The organism is Streptomyces sp. NBC_00659 (assembly GCF_036226925.1).
Classification (GTDB): Bacteria; Actinomycetota; Actinomycetes; order Streptomycetales; family Streptomycetaceae; genus Streptomyces.
Genome location: NZ_CP109031.1, coordinates 5,830,109 through 5,855,021 on the forward strand (window position 1 = coordinate 5,830,109; position 24,913 = coordinate 5,855,021).

A 24,913-nucleotide genomic window follows, 5' to 3' on the forward strand; every position below is an offset into this window, starting at 1 on the left:
GAGCGTGAGCGCTCCCGTCCTGAGCGCGGATGACCGGTTTCGACTGGTTCGGAGACCCGGACGGCCGAAAGCCGACGGATCCACCCGACCGGACCCCTGCGCGCCCGCCCGACAGGCTCCGTGCAGGGATGGGCCGGCCGCGCGGGGCCCTCAGCGGCTGCTCACAGGGGCCTCACCGGGTGATCCCCGGCCAGGTGAGGGCCCCTCCGCGCCGGATCTGTGACAGGTATCACCGCCGTCGTGTGAGCTGCGATTTAGGGACCCGTGCCCCACGGCGATAACCTGCGAGACGGACATGCCGCGCGCTCGGACATCGTGTGCGCCACCCTTGTGACAGCGGACGTCACGTTGCCCTTCGCGGCACGCCCACGCATCCAACGAACCGCGAGATCACTGATAGGGACGGACGCGCGTGGACCTGTTCGAGTACCAGGCGAGGGACCTCTTCGCCAAGCACGGTGTACCGGTGCTGGCCGGTGAAGTCATTGACACGCCTGAGGCAGCCCGCGAGGCGACCGAGCGTCTTGGCGGCAAGTCCGTCGTCAAGGCCCAGGTGAAGGTCGGTGGCCGTGGAAAGGCCGGCGGCGTCAAGCTCGCCGCCACCCCGGACGAGGCCGTCGCCCGCGCGACGGACATCCTCGGCATGGACATCAAGGGCCACACGGTCAACAAGGTGATGATCGCCGAGACCGCGCCCGAGATCGTCGAGGAGTACTACGTCTCGTACCTCCTCGACCGCACCAACCGCACCTTCCTCGCCATGGCGTCCGTACAGGGCGGCGTGGAGATCGAGGTCGTCGCGGAAGAAAACCCCGAGGCCCTCGCGAAGGTCCCGGTCGACGCCAACGAAGGCGTGTCGATCGAGAAGGCCCGCGAGATCGTCGCCCAGGCGAAGTTCCCGGCCGAGGTGGCCGAGCAGGTCGCCGAGATCCTGGTGACGCTGTGGGACACCTTCATCAAGGAGGACGCCCTCCTCGTCGAGGTCAACCCCCTCGCCAAGGTCGCCTCCGGCAAGGTCATCGCCCTCGACGGCAAGGTGTCGCTGGACGAGAACGCCGAGTTCCGCCAGCCGGACCACGAGGCGCTCGTCGACCACGCGGCCGCGAACCCGCTCGAGGCCGCCGCCAAGGCCAAGAACCTCAACTACGTCAAGCTCGACGGTGAGGTCGGCATCATCGGCAACGGCGCGGGTCTCGTCATGAGCACCCTCGACGTCGTCGCGTACGCCGGTGAGAACCACGGTGGCGTCAAGCCCGCCAACTTCCTCGACATCGGCGGTGGCGCCTCCGCCGCCGTCATGGCGAACGGCCTGGAGATCATCCTCGGCGACCCGGACGTCAAGTCCGTCTTCGTCAACGTCTTCGGTGGCATCACCGCCTGTGACGAGGTCGCCAACGGCATCGTCCAGGCGCTTCAGCTCCTCGCCGACAAGGGCGAGGAAGTCACCAAGCCGCTGGTCGTGCGTCTCGACGGCAACAACGCCGAGCTGGGTCGCCAGATCCTGTCGGACGCCAACCACCCGCTGGTCCAGCGCGTGGACACCATGGACGGCGCGGCCGACAAGGCCGCCGAGCTCGCGGCTGCGAAGTAAGGGACGAGGGACTAAACAGCCATGGCTATCTTCCTGAACAAGGACAGCAAGGTCATCGTCCAGGGCATGACCGGTGCCACGGGTATGAAGCACACCAAGCTCATGCTCGCGGACGGGACGAACATCGTCGGTGGCGTGAACCCGCGCAAGGCGGGCACGTCCGTCGACATCGACGGCAACGAGATCCCCGTCTTCGGGACGGTCGCCGAGGCGATCGAGAAGACCGGCGCCAACGTGTCCGTCCTCTTCGTGCCGCCGGCCTTCGCCAAGGCCGCCGTGGTCGAGGCGATCGACGCGGAGATCCCCCTCGCGGTCGTCATCACCGAGGGCATCGCCGTCCACGACTCCGCCGCCTTCTGGGCGTACGCGAAGTCGAAGGGCAACAAGACCCGCATCATCGGCCCGAACTGCCCCGGTCTCATCACCCCGGGTCAGTCCAACGCCGGCATCATCCCGGGCGACATCACGAAGCCGGGCCGCATCGGCCTGGTCTCGAAGTCCGGCACGCTGACGTACCAGATGATGTACGAGCTCCGTGACATCGGCTTCTCGTCCGCCGTCGGCATCGGTGGCGACCCGGTCATCGGTACGACGCACATCGACGCGCTCGCCGCGTTCGAGGCCGACCCCGACACCGACCTGATCGTCATGATCGGCGAGATCGGCGGCGACGCCGAGGAGCGTGCGGCGGACTTCATCGCGAAGAACGTGACGAAGCCGGTCGTCGGTTACGTCGCCGGCTTCACCGCGCCCGAGGGCAAGACCATGGGCCACGCCGGCGCCATCGTCTCCGGCTCCTCCGGCACGGCCGCCGCGAAGAAGGAGGCCCTCGAGGCCGCGGGCGTCAAGGTCGGCAAGACGCCGACCGAGACGGCCAAGCTCGCGCGCGAGATCCTCGCGGGCTGAGCTGTCGCTCGACCGAACGCCGGTGGGCCCGCACCCTTTCGGGGTGCGGGCCCACCGGCGTTCCGCGTGATGGGTCACGGGCGTTCCGCGTCACTCGCGTCACCCGTATCACCGTCACGAGCGTTCCGCCTTGCCGGTCTTGCCGGCCTTGCCGGTGTCACTGGCGTCACCGGCGTCAGCGGTTCTCCGGGATCAGCCGTTCCGGGCCGTTCATCTCCTGGGACCTCAGTCTGGCGCGCAGCTTCAGCTCCGCCGAGGACAGCGGCCCGGGGGCGGCCTTGGGCGGCAGGCCGTGAATGGTCTCCGGCGGCGCGAGGGGGGCCTCGTAGTGGTCCGGGGCCGTGCCCAGCGTCAGGGCGGTCACCCCGATCAGCAGGACCGTGAAGGCGATGGCCGCCCGGGTCCACTGCTGGGCCCGGCGCTCCCCGTACCAGCGGACCGTGCGGGGCTTCGCCGCGCGCAGCCGCTCCGCGCTCGCGAGTTCGGTGAGCCGCCGGTGCAGGTCCTCCGGCGACGACAGCTCCGGCAGCCGTGCGGCGACGGCCTCGCGCGCGTGCAGCACCCGGTTGGCCGCCGCGGGCGTGCTCGCCTCCGTCTCGGCCGCGGTCTCCGGCAGCCCGAGCCCCACGCCGTCGTACAGCACCAGGGTGCGCCGGTACACGGGCGGCAGTTCGAGGAGTACGTCGAGCAGGGCGCGGTCGGCGGCGTCGGAGGGTGGTGCTTCCGGGTGACGGTAGCGGGGGCGCAGCCGGTGCCAGGGGGAGAGCGCGTACTCGTAGGCCGTCGCGCGCACCCATCCGGCGGGATCCGGGTCCACGGCCACCTCGGGCCAGCGGTACCAGGCCTCCTGGAACGCCCGTTCCACGGACTCGCGGGCCAGTTCGCGCCGCCCGGTCAGCAGATAGGCCTGTCGTACGAGGGCGGGGGTGCAGAACGCGTAGAGGGCGTCGAAGGCCTGAGCGGGCGTCAGTGACGGCTCCGGGAGCCCGGGGTGTCCGTCCTCGGTGAGCCATCCCTCGGCGAGTCGCTCCTCGGCGAGTCGCTCCTCGGCCCGGTTACGCCGAGGCCGCTCCCCGACCCGGGCGGCGGAACGTCTCTTTCCCAATCCCCTCCCCGCCCCCACCAGCTCGGGGGTGACGTCCTCCTGAGGGGTGTTCATCTCCGGCCGGGCGTCGGCCGGATCGGCCGCGAGCAGCCTCGTGTACGCCTCCCGCATGCGGCCGCGCGGGGCCGAACGGCCGGCCTCCCACGAGCGCACCGTCGCCCGGCTGACGCCGAGCCGGATGGCCATGTCCGCCTGGGTCAGCGACCGGCTCTCGCGCAGACGGCGGCGCTCCTTGGGCGCCGGCAGCGGGGTGGTGGGGCTCTGTGTCATGTCGGGTTCCACAGATTGCCCCTTCGTACGAAAAAGTACATAACTGCATATTGAGCGACACATCCAGGGTTCGCCTGTTGCGACGAGAAAGCGCGTGTCGTTGGGAGCATGAGAGCTGTGACCCAAATCACCGACCGCAGGCTCTCGTTGTCGCTCCTGCTCACCCGGATGCGCGACCGATCACCCGGACTGGCCGCGAGCCTCCTGGGCGGCGCCGTCGCCGCGGGGCTCGGGCTCGCCTCGTTCGCCATCCTCGTCATGGTGCTGTGGATCAGCTCGCCGTACCCGGACAGCGGGCCGGGCAGAGCGCTGCATGTCGCCGCCGCCCTCTGGCTGCTCGCCCACGGCGTGGAGCTGATCCGCACCGACACCCTGTCCGGCCTGCCGATGCCGGTGGGGGTGACGCCGCTTCTCCTGCTCGCTCTCCCCGTGTGGCTGCTGCACCGGGCCGCACGGGAGGCGGCCGACGTCTCGTCGGAGTCGTCGCCGCGCACGGCGTGGGCCGGGGTCGTCGCCGGCTATCTGTCCGTCGGCTGGGCCGCCGTGCTGTACGCCTCCGGCGGGACGCTGCGTCCCTCCTGGGCCTGGGCGGTGATCTGCCTGCCCCTTCTCGCGGTGATCGCCGCGGGAGCCGGGGTCTGGACGGCGTACGGGAGGCCATGGGGGCCGAGCCCGTTCCGGGGGAGGCGGGCCGAGAGGATGCTTCCGCGAACCGGAGGGCGCCCGGTCTCGGCCGTGCGCCGTCTGGTCGAGGCGGACGACCGGGTGCTCGGCGGTGCGGCGCGGGCCGCCGTGGCCGGGGTCGGGGTCCTCGTCGGAGGCGGGGCCCTGCTCGTGGCGGCGTCGCTCGTGTGGCACGGGGACACGGCCCGCGCCTCGTTCGTGCAGCTCACCGGGGGGTGGTCGGGCCGGTTCGCCGTGCTGCTGCTGTGTCTGGTCCTGGTGCCCAACGCGGCCGTGTGGGGGGCGGCTTACGGGCTCGGGCCCGGTGTCGTCCTGAGTGCGGGTCATGTCGCCGGTCCGCTGACCGCCGGCGTCTCGGGGACGCACACACCGGCCGATCCGCTCCCCGCGTTTCCCCTGCTCGCGGCCTTGCCGCAGGAGGGATCCGCGGCGCCGTCGCCCTGGCTGAGCGTGCTGGTGCCGCTGGCCGCCGGGGTGACGGTGGCGTGGTTCGCGGTGAGGGCGGGGGCCGCGCGAGGAACCCCGGGCCGGGAGGAGGCCTGGCCGCTGGGGCGGACGGTGGCCGTCGTCTCGATCGCCGCCGGATGGTGCGGCCTCGCGCTCGGGGTGCTCGCCGGGCTGGCCGGGGGGCCGCTGGGGGTCCGTGCCCTGACCCATTTCGGGCCGCTGTGGTGGCAGGTGGGGCCCGCGACGGCCGTGTGGACGGCGGTCGTCGGGATTCCGGTCGCGGCGGGCGCGGCCGTGCGGCGGGACCGGGCGCGAGCGGCCGCCGGGGGCGCGGGTGCCCGCCGGGGCCCCCGAGTGACCGGGTGGACTCCGTGGCCACGGATGCGCGCCTGGCTGCCGGGGTGGAGGGGCACCTCCGCGCTGCCGACGCCGGTTCCGCTTCAGGGGTCGCCTTCCACCGCCGGCCGGGTCGACCCCGCGCTACTGGCGTCCGTCGTCGAGAGCTTCGATCCGTACGACCCCTACGACCCGTACGACAGCTACGACCCCTTCGAGCCGTACGACCCTCTGCCGGGGGAACCCACGGCGGGCGCCTGGAACGGGGAAGCGTCGCGGGAGACCCGCTGGGAGGCCCTGCGGAAGGCGGGCGGCCCTTCTGGGCCGGAGTCGCAGGACTCGGGGGACCCCGGGGACGGGGAGAGCCCCGAGGACCGGGGGGACCCGGCGGACGAGGGGAATCCCGAAGGCCGCCCGGCCCGCCGGAACGGGCTGGAGCACCCCGAGGGCCCCGCACACCGGAACGGCCTGGAGCGCCGGGAGTCGTCCGGGAGTCCGGAGGGGTGGGGGCCTCGAACCGAGGGCGGGCCGGAGAACGCCGGCCCGGACGACCTGGACAGCGCCTCGCCGCGCTGACCCGGGACCGGCCCTCGCCCTCGCGGGTTCCGGCTGCGGACCGGCCTCCGGCCCGGGAACGGCCCGGGCGGGAGGCCGGTCGTCAGTTGTGGGTGCCCAGCAGTCCGCGCAGGTCCTTCGGGAGAAGGTCGTTGCAGGACTTCTTCGCGGCGGTCGTCAGGGCGTCGTTCGTGCAGGAGTAGTAGTCGCTGTAGACGAGGTGGGCGGTGAAGACCCCGGCGACCAGCACGATGGCCAGCGACGCGGTGACGATGCCGCTCACCGCGGCGGTCGTCTGCGGGCGGGTGTTCGGATCGGGAGCCGGCGTGTCGGGGTCCGGTGTACGCGCCTTGGAACGCAGGGCGCTGCTGCCCCAGTACAGGGCGAGCGCCCCGAGCAGCAGGGCCACGTACGGCCAGCCGAAGAGGACGAAGAAGAACGCCCACATGCCGGAGAGCAGTGCGTAACGGGCGCGGCGCTGGCCCGGGTCCGTGGGGTCCCAGCGCATTCCTCCGCCCGGCGTGCCGCCAGGGCCTTCGGGGCCGCCCTGCCCCTGCCCCTGCGGCGCGCCCGGCCGGTCGCCGAAACCGCCGCCGCTGGAGGGACCGGGCTGCCGGTCGCTCCACTGGCTGCCCCAGGGCGAGTGCCCGGAGCCCTGCTGTCCGTCCCCGTCGTTCTCGCCGGAGCCCTGTCCGTGCCGGCGTGGCTGCCAGGGCCGGTCGGGTGTCCCCTCCGGCGGCGGCGCGAACGGATTGTCCTCCTGGCCGGAGGAGGCCGGGCCGGACGGGGGAGCGTCGGGCGCGTCGGGTCCGCGCTCGTCCGAGGGGCCGCCGCTGCCGCCCGCCGAGCCGCCGCCGTTCCCGTCCGCGGAGCCGGGCCCGCTTGTGGAGCCGTCCTCGCCCGGCCTAGGCGGGGTGGACGAAGAGCGCCGCTCGCGCAGCAGGAGCGGAGGGAGTCGGAGACTGCGGTCCGGCATCAGGTGAGCGTCTTCCCCTTGGTGGTTCTGGCAGGCGGCGTGTTCACACAGTTTCGCGCTCGCGACGCGCGCCCCGAGCCGGTCCTCCCGGGCTGACGCCTCGGGCCGGTCCGCCCCGGACTGACGCCCCGAGCTTCGCACTCCGGACTCGCGCCCCGAGCTTCGTACCCCCGGACGCGCGCTCCGGAGGTCTCCGGAACCCGAGCCGCGGGTGGTGCCGGGGCCATGCCCCGGACGTTCGTCCTGGTCCCAGATCAACGTCTCGCGCGCACAGGGCGTTCCCCGTGCCGGAGGCGTTCCCGGGTGGATCCTCCCCAGACGCTACCTTCCGGCCTCGCCCCCGTCCCGTGGGGGCCGCCCGGTGTGCCGGTATCGTTGCTGACGGTCGGCCGCTTCGTAGACTTCCCCGTATCCCGGGGCGCGAAGCATTCGTACGACCGTACAAACGCTCCCCCGAGAAAGGGCCCTCTCGTGGCCAAGACCAAGCGCCTCGTCGTGCTGGTCTCCGGATCAGGTACGAATCTGCAGGCACTGCTCGACGCCGTCGCGGAGGCCGGCTCAGCGGCCTACGGTGCCGAGATCGTGGCCGTCGGAGCCGACCGGGACGGCATCGAGGGGCTCGCGCGGGCCGAGCGTGCCGGGCTCCCGACCTTCGTGTGCAAGGTCAAGGACCACGGCAGCCGGGACGAGTGGGATCTCGCGCTCGCCGAGGCGACCGCCGCGTACGAGCCCGATCTCGTCGTGTCCGCCGGGTTCATGAAGATCGTGGGGAAGGAATTCCTCGCCCGGTTCGGCGGACGGTTCGTCAACACCCATCCCGCGCTGCTCCCCAGTTTTCCCGGCGCCCACGGCGTCCGTGACGCGCTCGCGTACGGAGCCCGGGTCACCGGCTGCACCGTCCACTTCGTCGACGACGGCGTCGACACCGGACCGATCATCGCCCAGGGCGTGGTCGAGGTCCGCAACGAGGACGACGAGAGCGCTCTGCACGAGCGCATCAAGGAAGTCGAGCGCATGCTGCTCGTCGATGTCGTGGGGCGGCTCGCCCGCAACGGCTATCGCATTGAGGGACGAAAGGTAGTTATCCAGTGACCGCCGACAGCACAGTCACGGCCGAGAGCACCGAGGGCACCAAGCGGGTCATCCGGCGCGCGCTCGTCAGCGTGTACGACAAGACCGGTCTCGAGGAGCTGGCCCGCGGGCTGCACGCGGCCGGCGTCGAGCTCGTCTCCACCGGGTCCACCGCCGCGAAGATCGCCGCGGCCGGAGTGCCCGTCACCAAGGTGGAGGAGCTGACCGGCTTCCCCGAGTGCCTGGACGGCCGGGTCAAGACCCTGCACCCCAAGGTCCACGCCGGGATCCTCGCCGACCTGCGCCTGGAGAGCCACCGGCAGCAGCTCGCCGAGCTCGGTGTCGAGCCCTTCGACCTCGTCGTCGTCAACCTCTACCCGTTCAAGGAGACGGTGGCGTCCGGGGCGACCCCCGACGAGTGCGTCGAGCAGATCGACATCGGCGGTCCCTCGATGGTCCGCGCCGCGGCCAAGAACCACCCCTCCGTCGCCGTCGTCACCAGCCCCGCCCGCTACGGCGACGTCCTCACCGCCGTCCAGGGCGGCGGCTTCGACCTGCACACCCGCAAGCGGCTCGCCGCCGAGGCCTTCCAGCACACGGCCGCGTACGACGTAGCCGTCGCCTCCTGGTTCGCCTCCGAGTACGCGCCGGTCGACGACTCGCAGTTCCCCGACTTCCTCGGTGCCACCTGGGAGCGCGCGCACACGCTCCGCTACGGCGAGAACCCGCACCAGCCGGCCGCGCTCTACACCTCCGGCACCGGCGGTCTGGCCGAGGCGGAGCAGCTGCACGGCAAGGAGATGTCGTACAACAACTACACGGACACGGACGCCGCCCGCCGTGCCGCGTACGACCACGAGGACCCCTGCGTCGCGATCATCAAGCACGCCAACCCCTGCGGGATCGCGGTCGCGTCGAACGTCGCCGAGGCGCACCGCAAGGCGCACGCCTGCGACCCGCTGTCCGCGTTCGGCGGTGTGATCGCGGTGAACCGTCCGGTCACCAGGGAGATGGCCGAGCAGGTCGCGGAGATCTTCACCGAGGTCATCGTCGCGCCCGAGTACGAGGACGGCGCCCTCGAGGCCCTCACCAAGAAGAAGAACATCCGCGTGCTGCGGGCCCACCAGGCCCCGGCCGCCCCCGTCGAGATCAAGCCCGTCGACGGCGGCGCGCTGCTCCAGGTCACCGACCGGCTCCAGGCCGCCGGCGACAACCCGGCGAGCTGGACCCTGGCGACCGGTGACGCCCTGAGCGAGGGCGAGCTCGACGAGCTGGCCTTCGCGTGGCGCGCCTGCCGCGCGGTGAAGTCCAACGCGATCCTGCTCGCCAAGGACGGCGCCTCGGTCGGCGTCGGCATGGGCCAGGTCAACCGTGTCGACTCCGCGAAGCTCGCGGTCGAGCGGGCCGGCGCCGAGCGCGCCCGCGGTTCCTACGCCGCCTCGGACGCGTTCTTCCCGTTCCCCGACGGCCTGGAGATCCTCGCCGACGCGGGCGTCAAGGCCGTGGTCCAGCCCGGCGGCTCGGTCCGCGACGAGCTGGTCGTGGAGGCCGCGAAGAAGGCGGGCATCACGATGTACTTCACCGGGACGCGGCACTTCTTCCACTGATCCGGCGCCGAAACGCGAGGGCCGTGTCCCCCTTCACAGGGTGGGACACGGCCCTCGGTGCGTACCGGTGCGTACCGGTGCGTACCGGCGCGTACCGGCGCGTTCAGTAGCGGGGACGGTTGAACCACGCGGCGCCGGACGGCGCGATCATCGCCGCCGCCATCACACCGCCGAAGCCGACCCACAGCAGCGCGAACACCAGCGACGCGGAGGAGCCGACGTCCGCCGCGTTGATCAGGGCGAGGAAGCCGAGCAGGGCGCCCAGGATGCCGTAGACCATGGTGGTGATCCGGATGCCCTGGCCGCCTCTGGTGAACTTGACCCCCAGCGTGATCGACAGACCCGCGAGGCCGAGCACGATCAGGGCGATCACGAAGAATATGCCCGCGGAGGCGTGGCCGATGTCGGACAGGCTGTTGTTGCCGAAGGTGTCCTCGCCCGAGTTGGAGACGTCGTTGATGGTCGCGGCGCCGAAGATGAAGCCGATGCCCATCAGGACCTGCACGCCCGCCACGATGAAGAGCAGCACGCGGGCGGTCATCATCAGGCCCGGCATGGTCTGCGGCATCATGTTGCCCGCCGGGTAGCCGGGGTACCCGGGCTGCTGCGGGTAGCCGTAGCCCTGCGGCGGCACGGTCGGCGGAGCCTGCGGGTACCCGTAACCGGGAGCGCCCGGCGGTGCGGCGGGAGGCTGCTGCGGCGGCGGCGGGCCGTAGGGGTTGTTCGGGTCGCCGAAACTCATGGCGGGTTTCCTCCGTTGCCTGATGCGGGGACTACGCGCGGCACGGTTCGGAGGAATTTCTACAGAGCGGTCCGTCCCCCCGGTACTGCCCGCGACACTGTGGTGCTCATCGTTCTTTAGCACTCTCTTACTTGTCCAGCGCCATTCCGTATGTGTTGTCCAAGTGCAACATGAGTGATCATGGCCGGATACGGGTGAATCGGGCACACGGCGACTTCCGGGAGGCGGCCGAAAGGCAACGGAAAAGCCACAGAACGGCCGCTGAACGGCCGTTGCGGGGCCCCCGCGGCCCCGGATTGGAACCTGGACCGCGTCATCCGGGAGGATGGGGGGCATGACCGCCCAGATTCTCGATGGCAAGGCCACCGCAGCCGCGATCAAGTCCGACCTGACCGTCCGCGTGGCGGCCCTGAAGGAGAAGGGCGTCACGCCCGGCCTCGGGACGGTCCTGGTCGGGGACGATCCCGGAAGCCAGAAGTACGTCGCCGGCAAGCACCGCGACTGCGCCCAGGTCGGCATCGCCTCCATCCAGCGCGAACTGCCCGCGACCGCGACGCAGGAAGAGATCGAGGCGGTGGTCCGCGAGCTGAACGAGGACCCCGCCTGCACCGGCTACATCGTCCAGCTGCCGCTCCCCAAGGGCATCGACGAGAACCGCATCCTGGAACTGATGGACCCGGACAAGGACGCGGACGGCCTGCACCCGATGAACCTCGGGCGCCTCGTCCTCAACGAGCCCGCCCCGCTGCCCTGCACCCCCAACGGCGTCCTCACGCTCCTGCGCCGCTACGGCGTGGAGATCAAGGGCGCCGAGGTCGTGGTCGTCGGCCGCGGTGTGACCATCGGGCGTCCGATGCCGCTGCTGCTGACGCGGCGCAGCGAGAACGCCACGGTCACCCAGTGCCACACCGGTACCCGTGACCTCTCCGCGCACCTCAAGCGCGCCGACATCATCGTCGCCGCCGCGGGCTCCGCGCATCTCATCCGGGCCGAGGACGTGAAGCCGGGCGCCGCCGTCCTCGACGTCGGTGTCTCGCGCAGCGCCGAGGGCAAGATCGTCGGAGACGTCCACCCCGACGTCGCCGAGGTCGCCGCCTGGATCTCCCCGAACCCGGGCGGTGTCGGCCCGATGACCCGGGCCCAGCTGCTCGTCAACGTGGTGGAAGCGGCGGAACGCAGTGTCGGCTGACGGCAACACCCACGAGTCCGGGGCCGGCGCGGCGCGCGGCGGCACCGAGTCGGCCGTACGGGAGGCGGAGAGCGCGCTGCGCGCCGCTGTCACCGGCGGGCGTGACTCGGGTTCCGCTTCCGCGGGGGCTTCCGAACCTGGCGGGGGCTCCGCTTCCGCATCTGCTTCTGCTTCTGGTGGGGCCTCTGCCTCCTCGGGTGCGGGTGCGGGTGCCGGGTCGGAGGGTGGTCCTGTGGCCGGGGGTTCTGACGGTCGGGGGGCCGGGGCCGGGGCCGGTGTGCGGTCCGCGTCCGAGAAGGAGAGCGAGATCGAGACCGAGTCGAGGACCGAGACCGAGTCGAAGACCGGGGCCGGGGCGGAGACCGAGGCTCATGCCGAGGCTGAGACTGAGGGCGACGCCGGGGCCGGGGCCGGGGCTGGGGCCGGCTCTGGGGCCGTGTCCGAGGCTGAGGGTGACGCCGGGGCCGGAGCCGAGTCCGAGGCTGACGTTGCCGGTGGGGGTGCGGCCGAGGGTGACGGGTCGGACGGGATGACCGTCCGGGACGCGATCAGCGCGCCCGATGCCCAGGGCGAGCCGCGGCGCACCACACGGCGCTTCCCGCTGTTCACCCGGGACACGGCACGGCCCGAGGGCGGCGGCCGGGCCGCGTCCGGGGACGCCCCGGCGCCCGCGCGCCAGTGGCCCATCCTCACCGTGCTGTCCGTCGTCGCGCTCGGCCTGCTGCTCACCGCGCTCGACGTGTTCCGCGTCGGCACGATCCTGATCGGCGCCGCGCTGCTCGCGGGTGCCGTGATGCGATGGATGCTGCCCAGCGTCGGCATGCTCGCGGTCCGCTCCCGCTTCACGGACATGCTCACCTACGGCGTCCTGGGCATCGCCATCGTGCTGCTCGCGCTGATGGTCCAGCCCAACCCGTTGCTGGAGATCCCGTTCCTCGACGACACCTTGCACTTCACGGTCCGCTGAACCGCGGACGGCACGCGCGTGTGTGCCGGCCCGGCTGTGCGTGCCGGTGGCCCGCTCTCTCCTTCGGGGAGGGCGGGTCTCGTCGTTCTCGGGAATGAGGGCGGCCCGTCCCCTCCCCCGAGTCAAGGACGGGCCGCGATCGGGCGAGTGTTCCGCCCGGGGTCAACCCTTGTGCACGAGAACGGGCTGTTCAACAGCTTGCCGTCCGCTGTGGCACGGAAGTGACCATTCCGGCACGGTGTGCGCGCCGTATGACGGGAACCGTACAACTCCGGCTCTCGCAGCCGTCGTTGCCGCCCTCGCCTCCTTGTTCTCTGCCCTGTGGTCTGTACTGGTGGAACACTGGCGTGTACTGGGGGAGTGGGGGAATCGATGCCTCGTTGGAAGGCCTTGCCGGGCGAACTCGACCCGCGGGTCGAGGAGTTGGTCGGGCAGCTTCGACTGCTCGTCGACCGGAGCGGGTTGGGTGTCGTGGCCGTGGCCGACCGTACGGGCTACAGCAGGACATCCTGGGAGCGCTACCTGAACGCCGGGCTGCTCGCGCCCAAGGGGGCGGTCGTCGCGCTGGCCGAGGTGACCGGGGCCAACCCCGTGCATCTGGCGACCATGTGGGAGCTGGCCGAGCATGCGTGGAGCCGTTCGGAGACGCGCCACGACACGACGATGGAGGCGATACGCATCTCCCGGGCGCGGGCCGTGCCCGGGGAGTTCGGTCCGGTGGTGCCGGGTCCCGCGGCCGGGGCGCCGGAGCCGCAGGACGCGCGGCCCGGCGGGGCCGGACGGGGTGAGGGCTCCGCGCGGCGGAAGCGGCGGCTGACGGTGTTCGTCGCCGGTGTCGTGGGGACGCTGGCCGTCGTCGCGGCCACTGTCTGGCTCACCCACGGCGGGGGGAAGAAGGACCCGGGCGCCACGCCGAAGACGCCGACGGCCTCCGTGAGTCCGCGGACCGTTCTGCCGCCCGGGGTGAAGTGCAGTGGGGCCGCCTGCGCAGGGAAGGACCCCGAGAAGATGGGCTGCGGCGGCCGGCTGGCCACGACGGCGACCAGCGTGACGGTGGGGACCACTCTGGTGGAGGTGCGGTACAGCAAGACGTGCGGGGCGGCTTGGGCCCGTGTCGCGCGGGCGGCGGCGGGGGACCGGGTCGAGGTGTCGGCGGGGGCCGGGGCGAAGCGGACGGCTGTGGTGGGCGCGGACGTGGACACGTACACGCCGATGGTCGTGGTGGAGGGCGCCGGTGACGCGAAGGCTTGCGTGACGCTGGGGTCGGGGCTGACGGGGTGTACCGCGTAGCGGGTTCGCTGCGCTGGCGTCTGCGGGTCTCGGTCCGGTTCGGTGGGGGGTCGGGGCCGTGCCGGTACATCCGCCCGTCGCCATTGGATCAGACGTGGGTTTTCCGGGGAGCCGCTGCTCGATCCGGGCGTAAGCGACGGGCATGTGATGTACCGGCACGGCCCCTCCCGTGCGTCGCCGACTGCGGGTGCATCGTGGTGGCCGGTCCGGATTTCAGCCCCGGCAGGGGAAGTTTCAGCCCCTCCGGCGTTTGAGGAGCGGGGTCTTGGGCGGAGCCCGGGTCGGGTAGGGGCGGAGGGGGCGAAAGAACGTCTGTGGGCAGGGCGGAGGAAACTTCGGGTTTGGGGGATTGAGTTGGTTCTGCGGGGGCAGGCGCGCCGTACCCCCACGGGATCCGGTGCTGTCGGGAAGGGGGGAGATCCCTTCCCGGAGTGTCCGGTAACCCCTTTGGCGGTCGCCGAGTTCACCCTCTCCCGAGCCCGGCGACCGCCTGCCCGGGGGATTCGCGGGCCATCTGTGGGGTGGGCCACACGGACCCTGACGTCCGGCGTCCCGGATGCGCGATAGCCTGGCGGCGGATCTCTCTTGACGCCGAGAGATCGATCATCGGGACCTTTGATCGATCATTGCGGTGGTTGCAGGGGACGATCCTGCACCCGGGGCAGGGACGCCCCACCGCCAGCTGTCATACGGAGAACGCCATGACTCGCACTCCCGTGAACGTCACCGTCACCGGCGCGGCCGGCCAGATCGGTTACGCCCTGCTTTTCCGCATCGCCTCCGGCCAGTTGCTCGGCGCGGACGTGCCGGTCAAGCTGCGCCTCCTGGAGATCACGCCCGCCCTGAAGGCCGCCGAGGGCACCGCGATGGAGCTCGACGACTGCGCCTTCCCGCTGCTTCAGGGCATCGACATCACGGACGACCCGAACGTCGCCTTCGACGGCACCAACGTCGGTCTGCTCGTCGGCGCCCGCCCCCGTACCAAGGGCATGGAGCGCGGTGACCTGCTCTCGGCCAACGGTGGCATCTTCAAGCCGCAGGGCAAGGCCATCAACGACAACGCCGCGGACGACGTCAAGATCCTGGTCGTCGGCAACCCGGCGAACACCAACGCGCTGATCGCCCAGGCCGCCGCCCCGGACGTACCCGCCGAGCGCTTCACCGCCATGACCCGTCTGGACCACAACCGCGCGCTGACCCAGCTCGCGAAGAAGACGGGCACCACGGTCGCCGACATCAAGCGTCTGACCATCTGGGGCAACCACTCCGCCACCCAGTACCCCGACATCTTCCACGCCTCGGTCGACGGCAAGAACGCCGCCGAGGTCGTCAACGACGAGAAGTGGCTCGCCGAGGAGTTCATCCCGACCGTCGCCAAGCGCGGTGCGGCGATCATCGAGGCGCGTGGCGCGTCCTCGGCCGCCTCGGCCGCCAACGCCGCCATCGACCACGTCTACACCTGGGTCAACGGCACCGCCGAGGGCGACTGGACCTCCATGGGTATCCCGTCGGACGGTTCGTACGGCGTGCCGGAGGGTCTCATCTCCTCCTTCCCCGTCACCACGAAGGACGGCCGGTACGAGATCGTCCAGGGCCTGGACATCAACGAGTTCTCCCGCACCCGCATCGACGCCTCCGTCAAGGAGCTCGAGGAGGAGCGCGAGGCGGTCCGCAGCCTCGGCCTGATCTGATCCGATCGGACCAGAACTGATCTGAACGCGCGATGCCCGGGTGGTGATGACCACCCGGGCATCGGTGTGTTCCAGGTCCGGTGGGTCACCCGCTTCCGACCACCAGCTCCGCGAGATCCAGAAAAGCCTCCGTCGTTCCCGTGCGCAGGCGGCCCAACTCCCGGAATCCTGGAGACCGCAGCGACATGTCGAACGGGACGACGACGATCTGCGCGATGGGGGTGCCGAGACGCAGTGCCAGGTCGCCTGGGCGCACCCGTTGGCCTGCGCCCTCGATCTCCGAAGCCACCACGATCGCCTGGTCCGCAAGCGTGCGGCGTCCCGAGTTGCGCAGCCCGTCGAGCAGGGAAGCGGAGGAGTCGAGGAACCGCTCGGTGGTGCCGCAGCAGAGGATCAGCTGGTCCGTGAGGGTCAGAGCGACCTCGGCGGACCGGTCGAGCCGCGTGGGTGACCAGTCGGTCAGGACGAAGGAGTAGTAGGGCGCCGTCTGGGCCAGCACGCGCGCGTACTCCTGAGCGTGTACCGGGTTGGAATTGAAGTGGCCCGAACGGTGCGCGATCACTTCCAGGCCCGATGCGAAATGGCTGGTGAGGACCTTGATCTCGTCGTACGTGACATCCGGCGCCAGCGCGGCGAGGTCGCGCAGAGTGGCTCGGTTGCGAGCGGTCAGGAAGGAGTCGAGCGCTCCTTCCGACGGCGCCCCGTCAAGGGCCAGGACAGGTTCGTCACGAACGGCGGCGAGCAGCGAGCCGAGGACCATGGTCGTGGTGGCCCGGCCGCTGTAGTGGTAGGCGCCCACGAGAGTGATGCGCCTGCTCCGGAGCAGCGGCTTGCGCAGCCGCTGCAGACGAGCGTCGCGGCCGGTGCCGCCGAACCCGAACCGGGGCAGGCGGAGCGAGGGGGTACGCCGCTTCGGCCGGGCACCGGTGGGCGGCAGAGCGAGCGGTATGTCCGTCAGGGCGTGGGCCGGCGTCGCGACAGGCGCTTCCACGTTGTCCCGCGTCGCCCGGGCCATGGCGATGTACCGGGCCATGATGTCCGCGACCTCTCCGGCGATGGGGCGCTGCGCCGGATCGGGGTCCAGACAGCGGAGCACGAGCAGCCTGAGCTGCTCCCATGTGTCGCCCTGCCACATGTGCATGCCCTCGGGCAGACCCGGCATGTCCCAGCCCGCCTTACTGCTGACGAGCTGGAGCATCTCGCCGAGGGACCGGACGTTGTCCGCGGAGGTCGGCACGGGGCCCGCTCCGAGGTAGCGTCCGTCGACGACGCAGTCGGACAGGTTGCCAAGGATCACGGAGCGCCGTAGGACGAACACAATGTCGGGACTGAAGTCCGCGAGGACCAGGCCATTGACGTGACAGACGGCGAGGGCGCTCGCCAGATGCCAGGCGACGACGAGGCCGGCGATCTTGTCGAACGGGGCCCTGCTGTCGAGCGAGGCCCGGCTGAAGATCTCCGACAGACGGGGCGGCTGCGCGTCGGGTGCGTCGGCATCGGCGATGGGTGCCATCGCCAGCCAGGGCGGGGACGCGTCGAGCGCGGTGCCGTACAGCGCGGGCGCGTACTGTCCGCTGAGCCGGGTGAGAACCTCGGCCTCCACCTCGATCAACCGTGCGTTCGCCGCGGGGAGATCGGGGCGGGGGACACGGAGCACGGCCATCTCGTTCTGCGCGGTCGTACCCTGGTACACCACTGTCCGACGGCCCCGCCGCCGTCCTCGAAGCGTGTACGGCCCCAACTCGCGTGGGTCCTCGTCCGTCAGCGGCTTCCAGTCGTCCGGCCCGGCCGCGGGCGTCCCCTGCTCGGTGGGTTTGAGAGCGGCGGGTGGGCCGTCGACCGACACGCCGAAGCGGGTCAGCAGTCGCCGCTCGACACTGGTGAACGGGCTTTGGGAAACAGGCAGTTGGGCGTTGCCGTCCGGGTGGGCCAGCCAGGCGGGAAAGTCGGGTGAATTGCCGGCGAGTTGCTCCAGGCGGAGGCCGATGCTGCGGCTCGTCTTCAGGAGTTCGGCCTGCGGGACCGCGTCGAGGAGTACGGATTTCGACTCGTCGGAGAAGTCGAAGACGAGGTGCTTGGCGGGCAGCGGGCCGGGTACGGGCGCCGGATGCGGCCGGATGAGGCCCCCCAGGAACACTTCGGCGAGGTGCGCGGTGCGAGCGGGCCACGGGACGGCCGTCTGCACCAGCCGCATCACCGGTACCGACAGTGGTGAGACGGCAGCCAGATGGGCGGCGAGGCGATATGCCTCGGGAGTCGCGGCGTCGCGGAACTGCTGGGTGTTGTTCAGGTCGCGGGAGGCGGCGGCCACCGTGTATCGGCTGGGGCGAGCAAGTAGGGGAAGCTCCACGGTGGCCCCCGGAGAGGCGAGCAGATGCGCCCAGGCCCGCAGAGCGGCGGCCGTCGGTTCCAGGACCGGGACGCGTACGCCGGTGAACTCGGCGAGGTCGGGCGGCAGGACCCGGTCGGTGATCTCCCAGGAGGTGTTGGCGCCACCGACCCGCCGGGTGGTCGCCTGCCAGCGTTCGGCGTGAATGCCGGATGCCTCCCACAGCTCGGGTGGCAGAGTGTGCAACAGAGCGACTGGACCGCGTGCGGCCCACATCGCCAGAAGGTCGTGCATGGTCCCGTTGCGCCAGCCGGCGCCCATCCCGTCGCTGACGACCAGAACCAGGGTGCGGCCCGAGGGATCCCGTACCGTACTCAGCGGCATCTGCGCGCTGTCGTGCTGGAAGGGCCGGGCGCGGAGTCGCGGCTCGTGGGCATCGCGGGTGTCCAGACCGAGGACGCGCGTCGTCGCAAAGGCGCCCAGTCGTTCGAGCAGGGTGCGCAGTTCGGTGCCGAGCCGGTTCCACAGCAGCATCGACAGGCCGTCGTCCACGAGCAGCACCAGATTCAGCCAGCGTTCCTGCACAGGCCGCTGCACCACGTCGGGGAGCCGCGTCTCGGCAAGTTCGGTGGCAGTGCGCTCCTCGTCGATCTCCAGTCGGTGCCGGCTGGCCAGTCGGCGACGCAACGGCCTCAACGCGCGTCCGAGTTCGAGTTCGTCGTCGAGGACCTTGCCCTCGGGAACCCGTATGGGCAGTGCTCTGCGCGCTTCCCGTTCGGGCCGACGCAGCCGGATCTCGGGGACAGGATTCTGGCGTGCCGCCGCATACAAGGACGGCTCGGTCAGATCAGGCAGGTCCGGGGTGTCGGACTCGGGTCCCGGCCGTGACAGGGGCTGTTCCGCGGGCTCGGGGGTGTCGGCCCGCGGCGCGGGCTGCGGGGATGGGCGAAGGCCCCGGCTCAGGGGAGCCGCATCGGTGGCAGGCAGGCGGCGGGCGAGCCAGAGCACGTCGAGGACCAGGTCCGCGTCCAGCTCCTGGCCGCCGGCGGCGAGGACCCTAAGGGCCTCGCCGAGTCGCTCGCCCTCGCCCGCCATGGTCACATCGCCCCTGTGAGCTGGTGGAGGACAGCGTCGAGAAGGCCCTCGGCGTTCAGATCGACGCCGCCGACACGCAGGAAGACGGCATTGAGGAGCTGGTCGGTGGCGAGTTCGCCCGGGGCCCGGCGGCGCAGGAACGCGTCCAGCAGGTCGTCCGCCTCCCGCAGCGCGTCCTCGCCCAGATGGGCCGCGACGATGGCACGCAGCCGAGCCTCGTCCGGCACCGGCAGTTCGAGGCGGACACAGCGGCGCAGGAACGCGGGCGGGAATTCGCGCTCTCCGTTGCTGGTGATGACGACGACCGGGAACTCCGCACACTGGATGCGCCCTTGGTGGATGCCCACAGTGCCGCGGTGGTCGGCGGTCTGCACCTCCACGTCGGCGACGTCCTCGGGGAGCCTGGTGAGCTCGGGGATGTCGAAGACCCCCTCTTCGAAGACGGTGAGCAGGTCGTTGGGAAGATCGACATCGCCTTTGTCCATCTCGTCGATGAGCAGGGCGCGGGGGGCTGCGGAGGGGACCAGCGCGGTGCCGAGCGGACCGAGCCGGATGAACGTGCCGATGGACGGCTCGCGTTCACCCCGGTCGCGGCTCAGCGTCGTCTCGCGCAGTCGGCCGATGGCGTCGTACTGGTAGAGGGCCTCGGGCACGGTGGAACGGCTGTTGATGGGCCAGCGCAGCAGCTCACCCAGGTTCAACTCGTGAGCCACCGCCCGAGCCAGTGACGACTTCCCGGTACCGGCCGGGCCGGTCACCAGAAGCGGACGGCGCAGATGCAGTGCGGCATTGACGACGTCGGCGTGCTGCGGCTCGATCAGATACGGCAGCTCGGGCCGGACCACGTGAGCCGGGGCGAAGCGCCGCCAGGGCGGCGCCGGCGGAAGGGCGACGGCTCGGGGCGCGCCGTTTCCGCGGAACAGGCGCCAGTCGGCGTCGGGAGCGGTCGTCATGCCCTCTCCTGTAGTTCGGAAGTCAGAGGTGGAATGGGTCTGGGAGTGGGCTTCATGCGCTCTCCTGCGGTTCCGTCAGATGCAGTCGGGGCACGGTGCGGTCGGCGTCGGCCCAGGCGAGGACGGGGCGGCCGGGGAAGTCATGCGGGTTGACCATGGTCTTGGCGCGGTAGGAGCGGACGCCGTCAGGCAGTTCACGCGTGGCGACCTCCGCCATGTGCTTGACGACGTGCGAGTCCTTGTCCCGCCCCCGGTCCCACACCACTACTGGTACCCCGACAGCCAGGCAGACCTGCACGATGCCGTCGCGCAGACCCGGAGGTACGTCGACGGAGACGCGCACAGCGTCGAGCTTCTCCATCAGTTCGTAGTAAATCTGGTTCGGATCCTTGGACGCGTCCGAGAAGACCAGGGTTGCTCCGGAGTCGAGACGACTCCACCGACGGCGCCATTCGGGGAGAAAACGCTCGTGGCGGCGCAGGAGTTCCGGACAGTGCACGACGAGAGGAAACTCCACCCCGAGCACACCGGGCACGATCTCGTCGGGGGCCCGGCCCTCCCATTCGTCGACAGGCAGGTTGAGGCTGGCGCGGTCCACCAGGACCTCTACGAGAGGGCGTTGGTCATGAGGGGCGGACGGGGCGAGGGACTCCAGGACCCGCAGCAGCTCGCGGGCCGCCTCGGACGCCGTGCAGGAGTCGGCTGTGGCCGAGACCTGCCGGGGCCCCGCGCCCTCGTCGCACCAGATCCGCAGCCGGTGGCGCCCTGCCTCGGCCCGCCGCACCTCGACCAGGACCCGCACCCGAGTCGAACGCGTACGTATGTCTCGGGCCCAGTCCTGGGCATCCGAGCGCCGCTCCGCGAGGGCCGAGCGCGGAATGCCGAGCCGGGCGGTCACTCCGTCCGACCAGAGACGAAGCTCGGCGCGTTTCGGTCCCGGGCACAGCATGGCCACGTACTCCATGACGCGCAGCAGGGCCGGGACCCGCGGCTCACCGCCGTCCGAGTGGCCGTCGCCGGGCAGCGTCTCCAGGTGGTCGAGCAGCGTGTCGAGGCTGCCCCCTCCGGAAAACGCGGCCACCAGCGGCAGCGCCGCGCGCACCGCTTCTCCGAACCGCCCGAGCACGGTGCGGTCGACGCCACGCAGCAGCTTGTGCAGGCGGGTGTGTTCGCGGGGGGAGAGGAGCCGGGGCCCACGTGAGAGATGGCCCGCGATCAGGAAGCGGTCGGCGGCTGCCGGGTCCCGGCGCCGCAGGGTCTCGGTGAACGCCGCGAGAGCCCGAGGATGGGTGAGGAGGAAGTCCGCGAACTCCTCGACCGTGGGCGGTGTCACCTCGCCGCCGTGGCCGACACCGCAGACGCGCGTCAGCTGCCGGGCGGCGTCGCCGCGCCCGGACGGCGACGGGAACGCGGCCTCCAACGCCTCGACGAGCAGCAGGTGGGCCGGATCGTCGGGGTCGGAGGGGGCGACATCCTGGAGATGGAACGCGCCCACGGCACGCAGCTCGGTCTCGATGTGCTGCCAGGGGATGCCCCAACTGCGCCGGATCAGGTGCTGGGGGCTGTGCGCGGCGTGGCCACCGGTGCGCGGATCGTGGGGAGGCATGAAGTGCGCCACGACGAGACCGACCACGGCCCTGTTCCGGGGGCACCACAGCGGGCCGCCACTGTAGCCCGGGCCGACGGCCATTCCGGTCGCCTCGCCGTCGAGGTATCCCACAGGTCCGTCTGCGGACTTGACGGTCAGATCGGCGAACGTCGCTCCGCCCGCGCTGCCGTGCCAGGCCCGTACCTCCTGGCCCGCCTCCATGGCGGTCCTCGGGGCCGCCGGGCGCACGGTGTCTCCCGGTGTGTCGACCCGTAGTACGGCGAGGTCGCCGAGCCAGTGGTCGTCGCCTGCGTGCACCATCCCGCCATCCCGGGTTCGCGGCGCGATCCAGTGCGCCACGCGTGCGGCATGCCGCTGCTGTCCGTGCGGCCCTCTGAACTCGACGGTGATTTCATCCGGTCCCGGAGCCCGCGACTCGAACAGCTCTTTGCCCAGGGCGTCGTTGACCACATGCGCGCACGTCACCACAGTGTCGGGGCCGAGAATCAGCCCGCCCCCGGCCACCTTGCCGTCCCGCGAGCGACGGATCGACGCCAGGCACGCGACCGGGTTGCCGTCATCCGGGAACCCGAGGGGTCGAAACCACCCCACGGGTCACTCCCCGCCCGGCGCTGCAACACCATCGTTGCCCGTCGTCGGTTTCCAGCTGGCGCTCACAGTGAGGTGGGCTTGGCCGTTGCCGCCGACGATCCCGAGCTTGAGGTCCTGTCCGACCTGGACGCCGAAGGTCACGCTCAGTTCGGCAGGCGGGTCAGGCGCGGCCGTCACCGCGTCGTGCACCTCTTGGAGCAGTGGACCGAGCGGCCGGAGCGCATGGCGCAGGGTGCCGACCGCGAACGCCGCGACTGCTCCGCCGCCGGAGGCCACGGGGACAGCGGTCCCCATGCCCTCGGGACGGTCTTCGTCCCCGCTCGGGCCGGAGACCGTCACGCCGTGGACGGGGGCGAGGAGGAACCGGACGGGCGTGCCGTCTTCGAACTGTTCCTCGAACTGCGATTCTGTTGAGGTGGACACGGTCAATATTGTGGCCGAGAGAGGCTCCGACAGCGGTACATCTGCCCAACTCGGTGGCTAATTCAATGCATTGAGCATCGGTAGGGGGCATTGCCCGTTCTCGGGGGCACCCGGCCGCCGCCTCCCCGGTGCGCGGAACGGCTTCGTCCTGCCGGAACCCGCATGCTGCTGTCCGGGTCGGGGATTCCGGCTGACCGAGGGCGGAAAGGCGTACGGAAAGTACGTATCGAACGCATGTGCTTTGTCAGCATAAAAAGGGGTGCTGATGGCGGAAACCTCACTATCGTCGTTACGTACGGTCCGCCGGGGGGCAAGGGCGCGGCAGGGGTTCGGCGGGAAGCGCGCCGAGATCGGGCCGTCGGGTGGGGCCGACGGGGAGCGGGGGTGACGGGATGGCGCAGCGATGGGACGCGGACCGTGGGCAGTGGGTCGACGACGGTACGGGCCGGACGGACGGGGTTCAGGACGGTGTGGACGCCGGCGGGGCACCGCCGGCCGGGGACCAGTGGTGGGCGGCGGCCACGCAGGCGGGTCCGCTGCGGCCTGACGCCTATCCCCCCGCGGGCTCCGCTCCGCCACAGCCGCCACAGCCGCCGCACGGGCAACAGCAGCCATGGGCCCAGTCCCAGCAGCAGGCCCAGGCCGCCTGGTCGCACCAGCAGTCCCAGCCGCATACATGGCCCGGTGGCGTCGTGCCGCCCGGTGGCCGGCCGCCGGGGTCCGGTGACTCGCGGCGGCTGCTCCTGGTGATCGTGGCCGTGGCCGTGCTGGCGGGCGGTGTGGGCGGCGGACTGTGGGCGTTGACCCGGGGCGACTCGGCGAGGCATCCGGGCGCGCACCCTTCCACGCCCTCGGTCACCGTCACGGCGTCGCAGCCCGGCTCGGTCCCGGAGACCTCGAACAGCTCCGGCGGCGAGGGCGTGTACACCGCCCCGGCCGTGACCACCGCCCCGGCACCGGCTCCCGGGTACAGCCGCTCGGTCGATCCGGTCGGCTACACCGTGGACGTGCCGGACGGCTGGGCGCGCGAGGAGAAGCAGGGCAAGCTGGCGCCCGTCGTCACCTACACGGCGCCCGACGGAAACCGCAGACTCCTGGTGTTCGAGATCATGGAGCCCTCGGCGGCGGAATCCTCGGCGCAGGCCGAGAGCATCGCGCAGGGGGCCAAGGACTACCAGTACCTGGACCGGCGGAGCGGCACCGGCTGGACGGAGTTCAGCTACAGCTACTACGACAAGCGGTACGGAGCCACCCAGACCGTCGACCACCGTTTCCAGGCCGCCGACGGCACTCCGTACGCCATCGTCGCGAGCGGTCCGCCGGGCACGGACATGTCCGGGCAGCTCGCGACGGCCGTCAACTCCTTCTGCCCGACCGGGGCCGCCTGCGTGAACGCCGCCTGACGCGGGCCAACCGGCTGCCGCTAGCGCGCGAGAGGTTCCCGGCCGGCTGCGGGCAGCCGCTTCTCGAACCAGTGCGCCGCGTAGACGTTGTCGTCGTAGCGCGGGATCTCCGTGTATCCGCACGCCCGGTACATCTCCTGGGCCTCGGTGAGCGCGGCGTGCGTGTCGAGTCGTACGACGGTGAACCCGCGTTCCGCGGCCCGCTGTTCGAGGCCGTCGAGGATGCGGCGCCCGAGGCCCAGCCGACGGGCCCCGGGGTCCACCCACACATGGCGGATCTCGCCCGCCCCCGGGTCGAGACGGCGCAGTGCGCCGCAGCCCACGGGGCGGCCCTCCTCATAGGCGACGAGGAAGGCGCCCGCGTCGCCCGACACCTCGTGGGGCCGGACGAGGGTGGCGGGGTCGAAGCCCTCGGGGAACCGTTCGTCGATGTCGGCCGCGTACGCGTCGAGGCAGGCGCGGGCGTCGGGGGAGGCGCCGTCGACCGTCTCGACGGTGATCGCGGCGAGCCGGAGCAGCCGGTGGGCGGTGTCCAGGGCCGTGGTCAGTTCCGCTCGCCGGGGAGCGTCGAGACCGCTGAGCAGTCCCGCGGCGAGTGCGTCGGCCAGCCGGTTCTGCTCCTTGATCTCGGCCCGTCCGGCGGCCGTGAGGTCGGCGACCCGCAGTCGGCTGTCACCGGGATGGACGCTCAGCCGGACGAGGCCCTGTGTCTCCAGGGCCCGCATCATCCGGCTCAAGTACCCGGCGTCCAGCCCGAGTCTGGCCCGCAGTTCGCGCAGGGAGGCTCCCGTCCCGCCGATCTCGAACAGCAGCCGGGCCTCGCCGAGCGGGCGGTCCTGGCCGAGGTAGTGGTCGTCGAGGGCTCCGATGCGCCGCGTGAAGTAGCGGTTGAACCGCCGCAGCGCCGTCACCTGGTCCGCTGACACTGGCTCCATCTTCCTTCGGCTCTCTGTCCGGCTCGGGTCCATGGCTGCCTCTTTCCTTGACTTTAGTCAAAGGAAAGAGAGGCTGTCCATCGGTGCCGGCGTCCCGCCCTGTCGCTTTTCGGGGGATTTTTCAGTGACCCGGCGCACTTCGGACTAC

The 24,913-nt window shown here is 71.5% G+C and carries 18 protein-coding genes; 10 read left to right on the forward strand and 8 right to left on the reverse strand.

The window, feature by feature from the left end; all coding sequences use genetic code 11:
- Positions 1 to 412: 412 nt before the first annotated feature.
- Together sucC and sucD are read left to right on the forward strand one after the other, a co-directional pair.
- Positions 413 to 1,591: an ADP-forming succinate--CoA ligase subunit beta gene (sucC, locus tag OG410_RS25545; RefSeq protein ID WP_329301293.1), complete on the forward strand. Its 1,179-nt coding sequence runs from the start codon at positions 413 to 415 to the stop codon at positions 1,589 to 1,591.
- Between the two features lie 21 nt (positions 1,592 to 1,612).
- Complete coding sequence (gene sucD / locus OG410_RS25550; protein WP_329301294.1) at positions 1,613 to 2,497, forward strand: succinate--CoA ligase subunit alpha; 885 nt, start codon at positions 1,613 to 1,615, stop codon at positions 2,495 to 2,497.
- Positions 2,498 to 2,672: 175 nt separating this feature from the next.
- On the opposite strand, the gene OG410_RS25555 is transcribed toward sucD, so the two are convergent.
- The gene (locus tag OG410_RS25555) at positions 2,673 to 3,872 is read right to left on the reverse strand and encodes a helix-turn-helix domain-containing protein (RefSeq protein WP_329301295.1); all 1,200 of its coding nucleotides are present in this window, start codon (positions 3,870 to 3,872) and stop codon (positions 2,673 to 2,675) included.
- Positions 3,873 to 3,980: 108 nt separating this feature from the next.
- Here OG410_RS25555 and OG410_RS25560 point away from each other — a divergent pair, with 108 nt between their 5' ends.
- Positions 3,981 to 5,915, forward strand: a complete 1,935-nt coding sequence (locus tag OG410_RS25560; protein ID WP_329301296.1) for a cell division protein PerM — start codon at positions 3,981 to 3,983, stop codon at positions 5,913 to 5,915.
- A gap of 82 nt (positions 5,916 to 5,997) precedes the next feature.
- Here OG410_RS25560 and OG410_RS25565 read toward each other — a convergent pair whose 3' ends face one another.
- Positions 5,998 to 6,870, reverse strand: coding sequence for a hypothetical protein (locus OG410_RS25565; RefSeq protein ID WP_329301297.1), 873 nt, complete (start codon positions 6,868 to 6,870; stop codon positions 5,998 to 6,000).
- Between the two features lie 471 nt (positions 6,871 to 7,341).
- On the opposite strand from OG410_RS25565, the gene purN reads away from it, so the two are divergent.
- Together purN and purH are read left to right on the forward strand one after the other, a co-directional pair.
- Entirely contained in the window at positions 7,342 to 7,962 is a 621-nt protein-coding gene (gene purN, locus OG410_RS25570) for a phosphoribosylglycinamide formyltransferase (protein WP_328671011.1), read from the forward strand.
- Positions 7,959 to 9,548: a bifunctional phosphoribosylaminoimidazolecarboxamide formyltransferase/IMP cyclohydrolase gene (gene purH / locus OG410_RS25575; RefSeq protein ID WP_329301298.1), complete on the forward strand. Its 1,590-nt coding sequence runs from the start codon at positions 7,959 to 7,961 to the stop codon at positions 9,546 to 9,548. The genes purN and purH overlap by 4 nt, the downstream gene beginning before the upstream one ends.
- Positions 9,549 to 9,651: 103 nt before the next feature.
- Here purH and OG410_RS25580 read toward each other — a convergent pair whose 3' ends face one another.
- Positions 9,652 to 10,290 (reverse strand): hypothetical protein, encoded by a 639-nt coding sequence (locus tag OG410_RS25580; protein WP_329301299.1) that lies wholly within the window; start codon positions 10,288 to 10,290, stop codon positions 9,652 to 9,654.
- A gap of 334 nt (positions 10,291 to 10,624) precedes the next feature.
- Between OG410_RS25580 and OG410_RS25585 the strand changes: the two genes are divergently transcribed.
- The 4 genes from OG410_RS25585 (at position 10,625) to OG410_RS25600 (ending at position 15,427) form a co-directional block, all read left to right on the forward strand.
- Complete coding sequence (locus OG410_RS25585) at positions 10,625 to 11,479, forward strand: bifunctional methylenetetrahydrofolate dehydrogenase/methenyltetrahydrofolate cyclohydrolase (protein ID WP_081218974.1); 855 nt, start codon at positions 10,625 to 10,627, stop codon at positions 11,477 to 11,479.
- Positions 11,480 to 12,008: 529 nt separating this feature from the next.
- Positions 12,009 to 12,446: a DUF3017 domain-containing protein gene (locus OG410_RS25590; RefSeq protein WP_443063796.1), complete on the forward strand. Its 438-nt coding sequence runs from the start codon at positions 12,009 to 12,011 to the stop codon at positions 12,444 to 12,446.
- Positions 12,447 to 12,818: 372 nt separating this feature from the next.
- On the forward strand, positions 12,819 to 13,736 hold the full coding sequence (locus OG410_RS25595) for a helix-turn-helix domain-containing protein (protein ID WP_329301300.1): 918 nt from the start codon (positions 12,819 to 12,821) through the stop codon (positions 13,734 to 13,736).
- 701 nt (positions 13,737 to 14,437) lie between these two features.
- Positions 14,438 to 15,427, forward strand: a complete 990-nt coding sequence (locus tag OG410_RS25600) for a malate dehydrogenase (protein ID WP_326785946.1) — start codon at positions 14,438 to 14,440, stop codon at positions 15,425 to 15,427.
- An 85-nt stretch (positions 15,428 to 15,512) separates the two neighbouring features.
- On the opposite strand, the gene OG410_RS25605 is transcribed toward OG410_RS25600, so the two are convergent.
- Genes OG410_RS25605 through OG410_RS25620 form a run of 4 tightly spaced genes read right to left on the reverse strand, consistent with a single transcriptional unit; the run spans position 15,513 to position 22,427 of the window.
- Positions 15,513 to 18,851, reverse strand: a complete 3,339-nt coding sequence (locus OG410_RS25605; RefSeq protein WP_329301301.1) for an SAV_2336 N-terminal domain-related protein — start codon at positions 18,849 to 18,851, stop codon at positions 15,513 to 15,515.
- A gap of 2 nt (positions 18,852 to 18,853) precedes the next feature.
- The gene (locus tag OG410_RS25610) at positions 18,854 to 19,804 is read right to left on the reverse strand and encodes an AAA family ATPase (protein ID WP_329301302.1); all 951 of its coding nucleotides are present in this window, start codon (positions 19,802 to 19,804) and stop codon (positions 18,854 to 18,856) included.
- Between the two features lie 52 nt (positions 19,805 to 19,856).
- Complete coding sequence (locus OG410_RS25615; RefSeq protein WP_329301303.1) at positions 19,857 to 22,004, reverse strand: VMAP-C domain-containing protein; 2,148 nt, start codon at positions 22,002 to 22,004, stop codon at positions 19,857 to 19,859.
- Between the two features lie 3 nt (positions 22,005 to 22,007).
- Positions 22,008 to 22,427 carry a CU044_2847 family protein gene (locus OG410_RS25620; RefSeq protein ID WP_329301304.1) on the reverse strand — a complete coding sequence of 140 codons (420 nt, stop codon included), beginning with the start codon at positions 22,425 to 22,427 and terminating at the stop codon, positions 22,008 to 22,010.
- Between the two features lie 392 nt (positions 22,428 to 22,819).
- Here OG410_RS25620 and OG410_RS25625 point away from each other — a divergent pair, with 392 nt between their 5' ends.
- On the forward strand, positions 22,820 to 23,830 hold the full coding sequence (locus OG410_RS25625) for a hypothetical protein (RefSeq protein ID WP_329301305.1): 1,011 nt from the start codon (positions 22,820 to 22,822) through the stop codon (positions 23,828 to 23,830).
- 20 nt (positions 23,831 to 23,850) lie between these two features.
- On the opposite strand, the gene OG410_RS25630 is transcribed toward OG410_RS25625, so the two are convergent.
- Positions 23,851 to 24,765, reverse strand: coding sequence for a bifunctional helix-turn-helix transcriptional regulator/GNAT family N-acetyltransferase (locus OG410_RS25630; protein ID WP_329301306.1), 915 nt, complete (start codon positions 24,763 to 24,765; stop codon positions 23,851 to 23,853).
- Positions 24,766 to 24,913 lie beyond the last annotated feature (148 nt).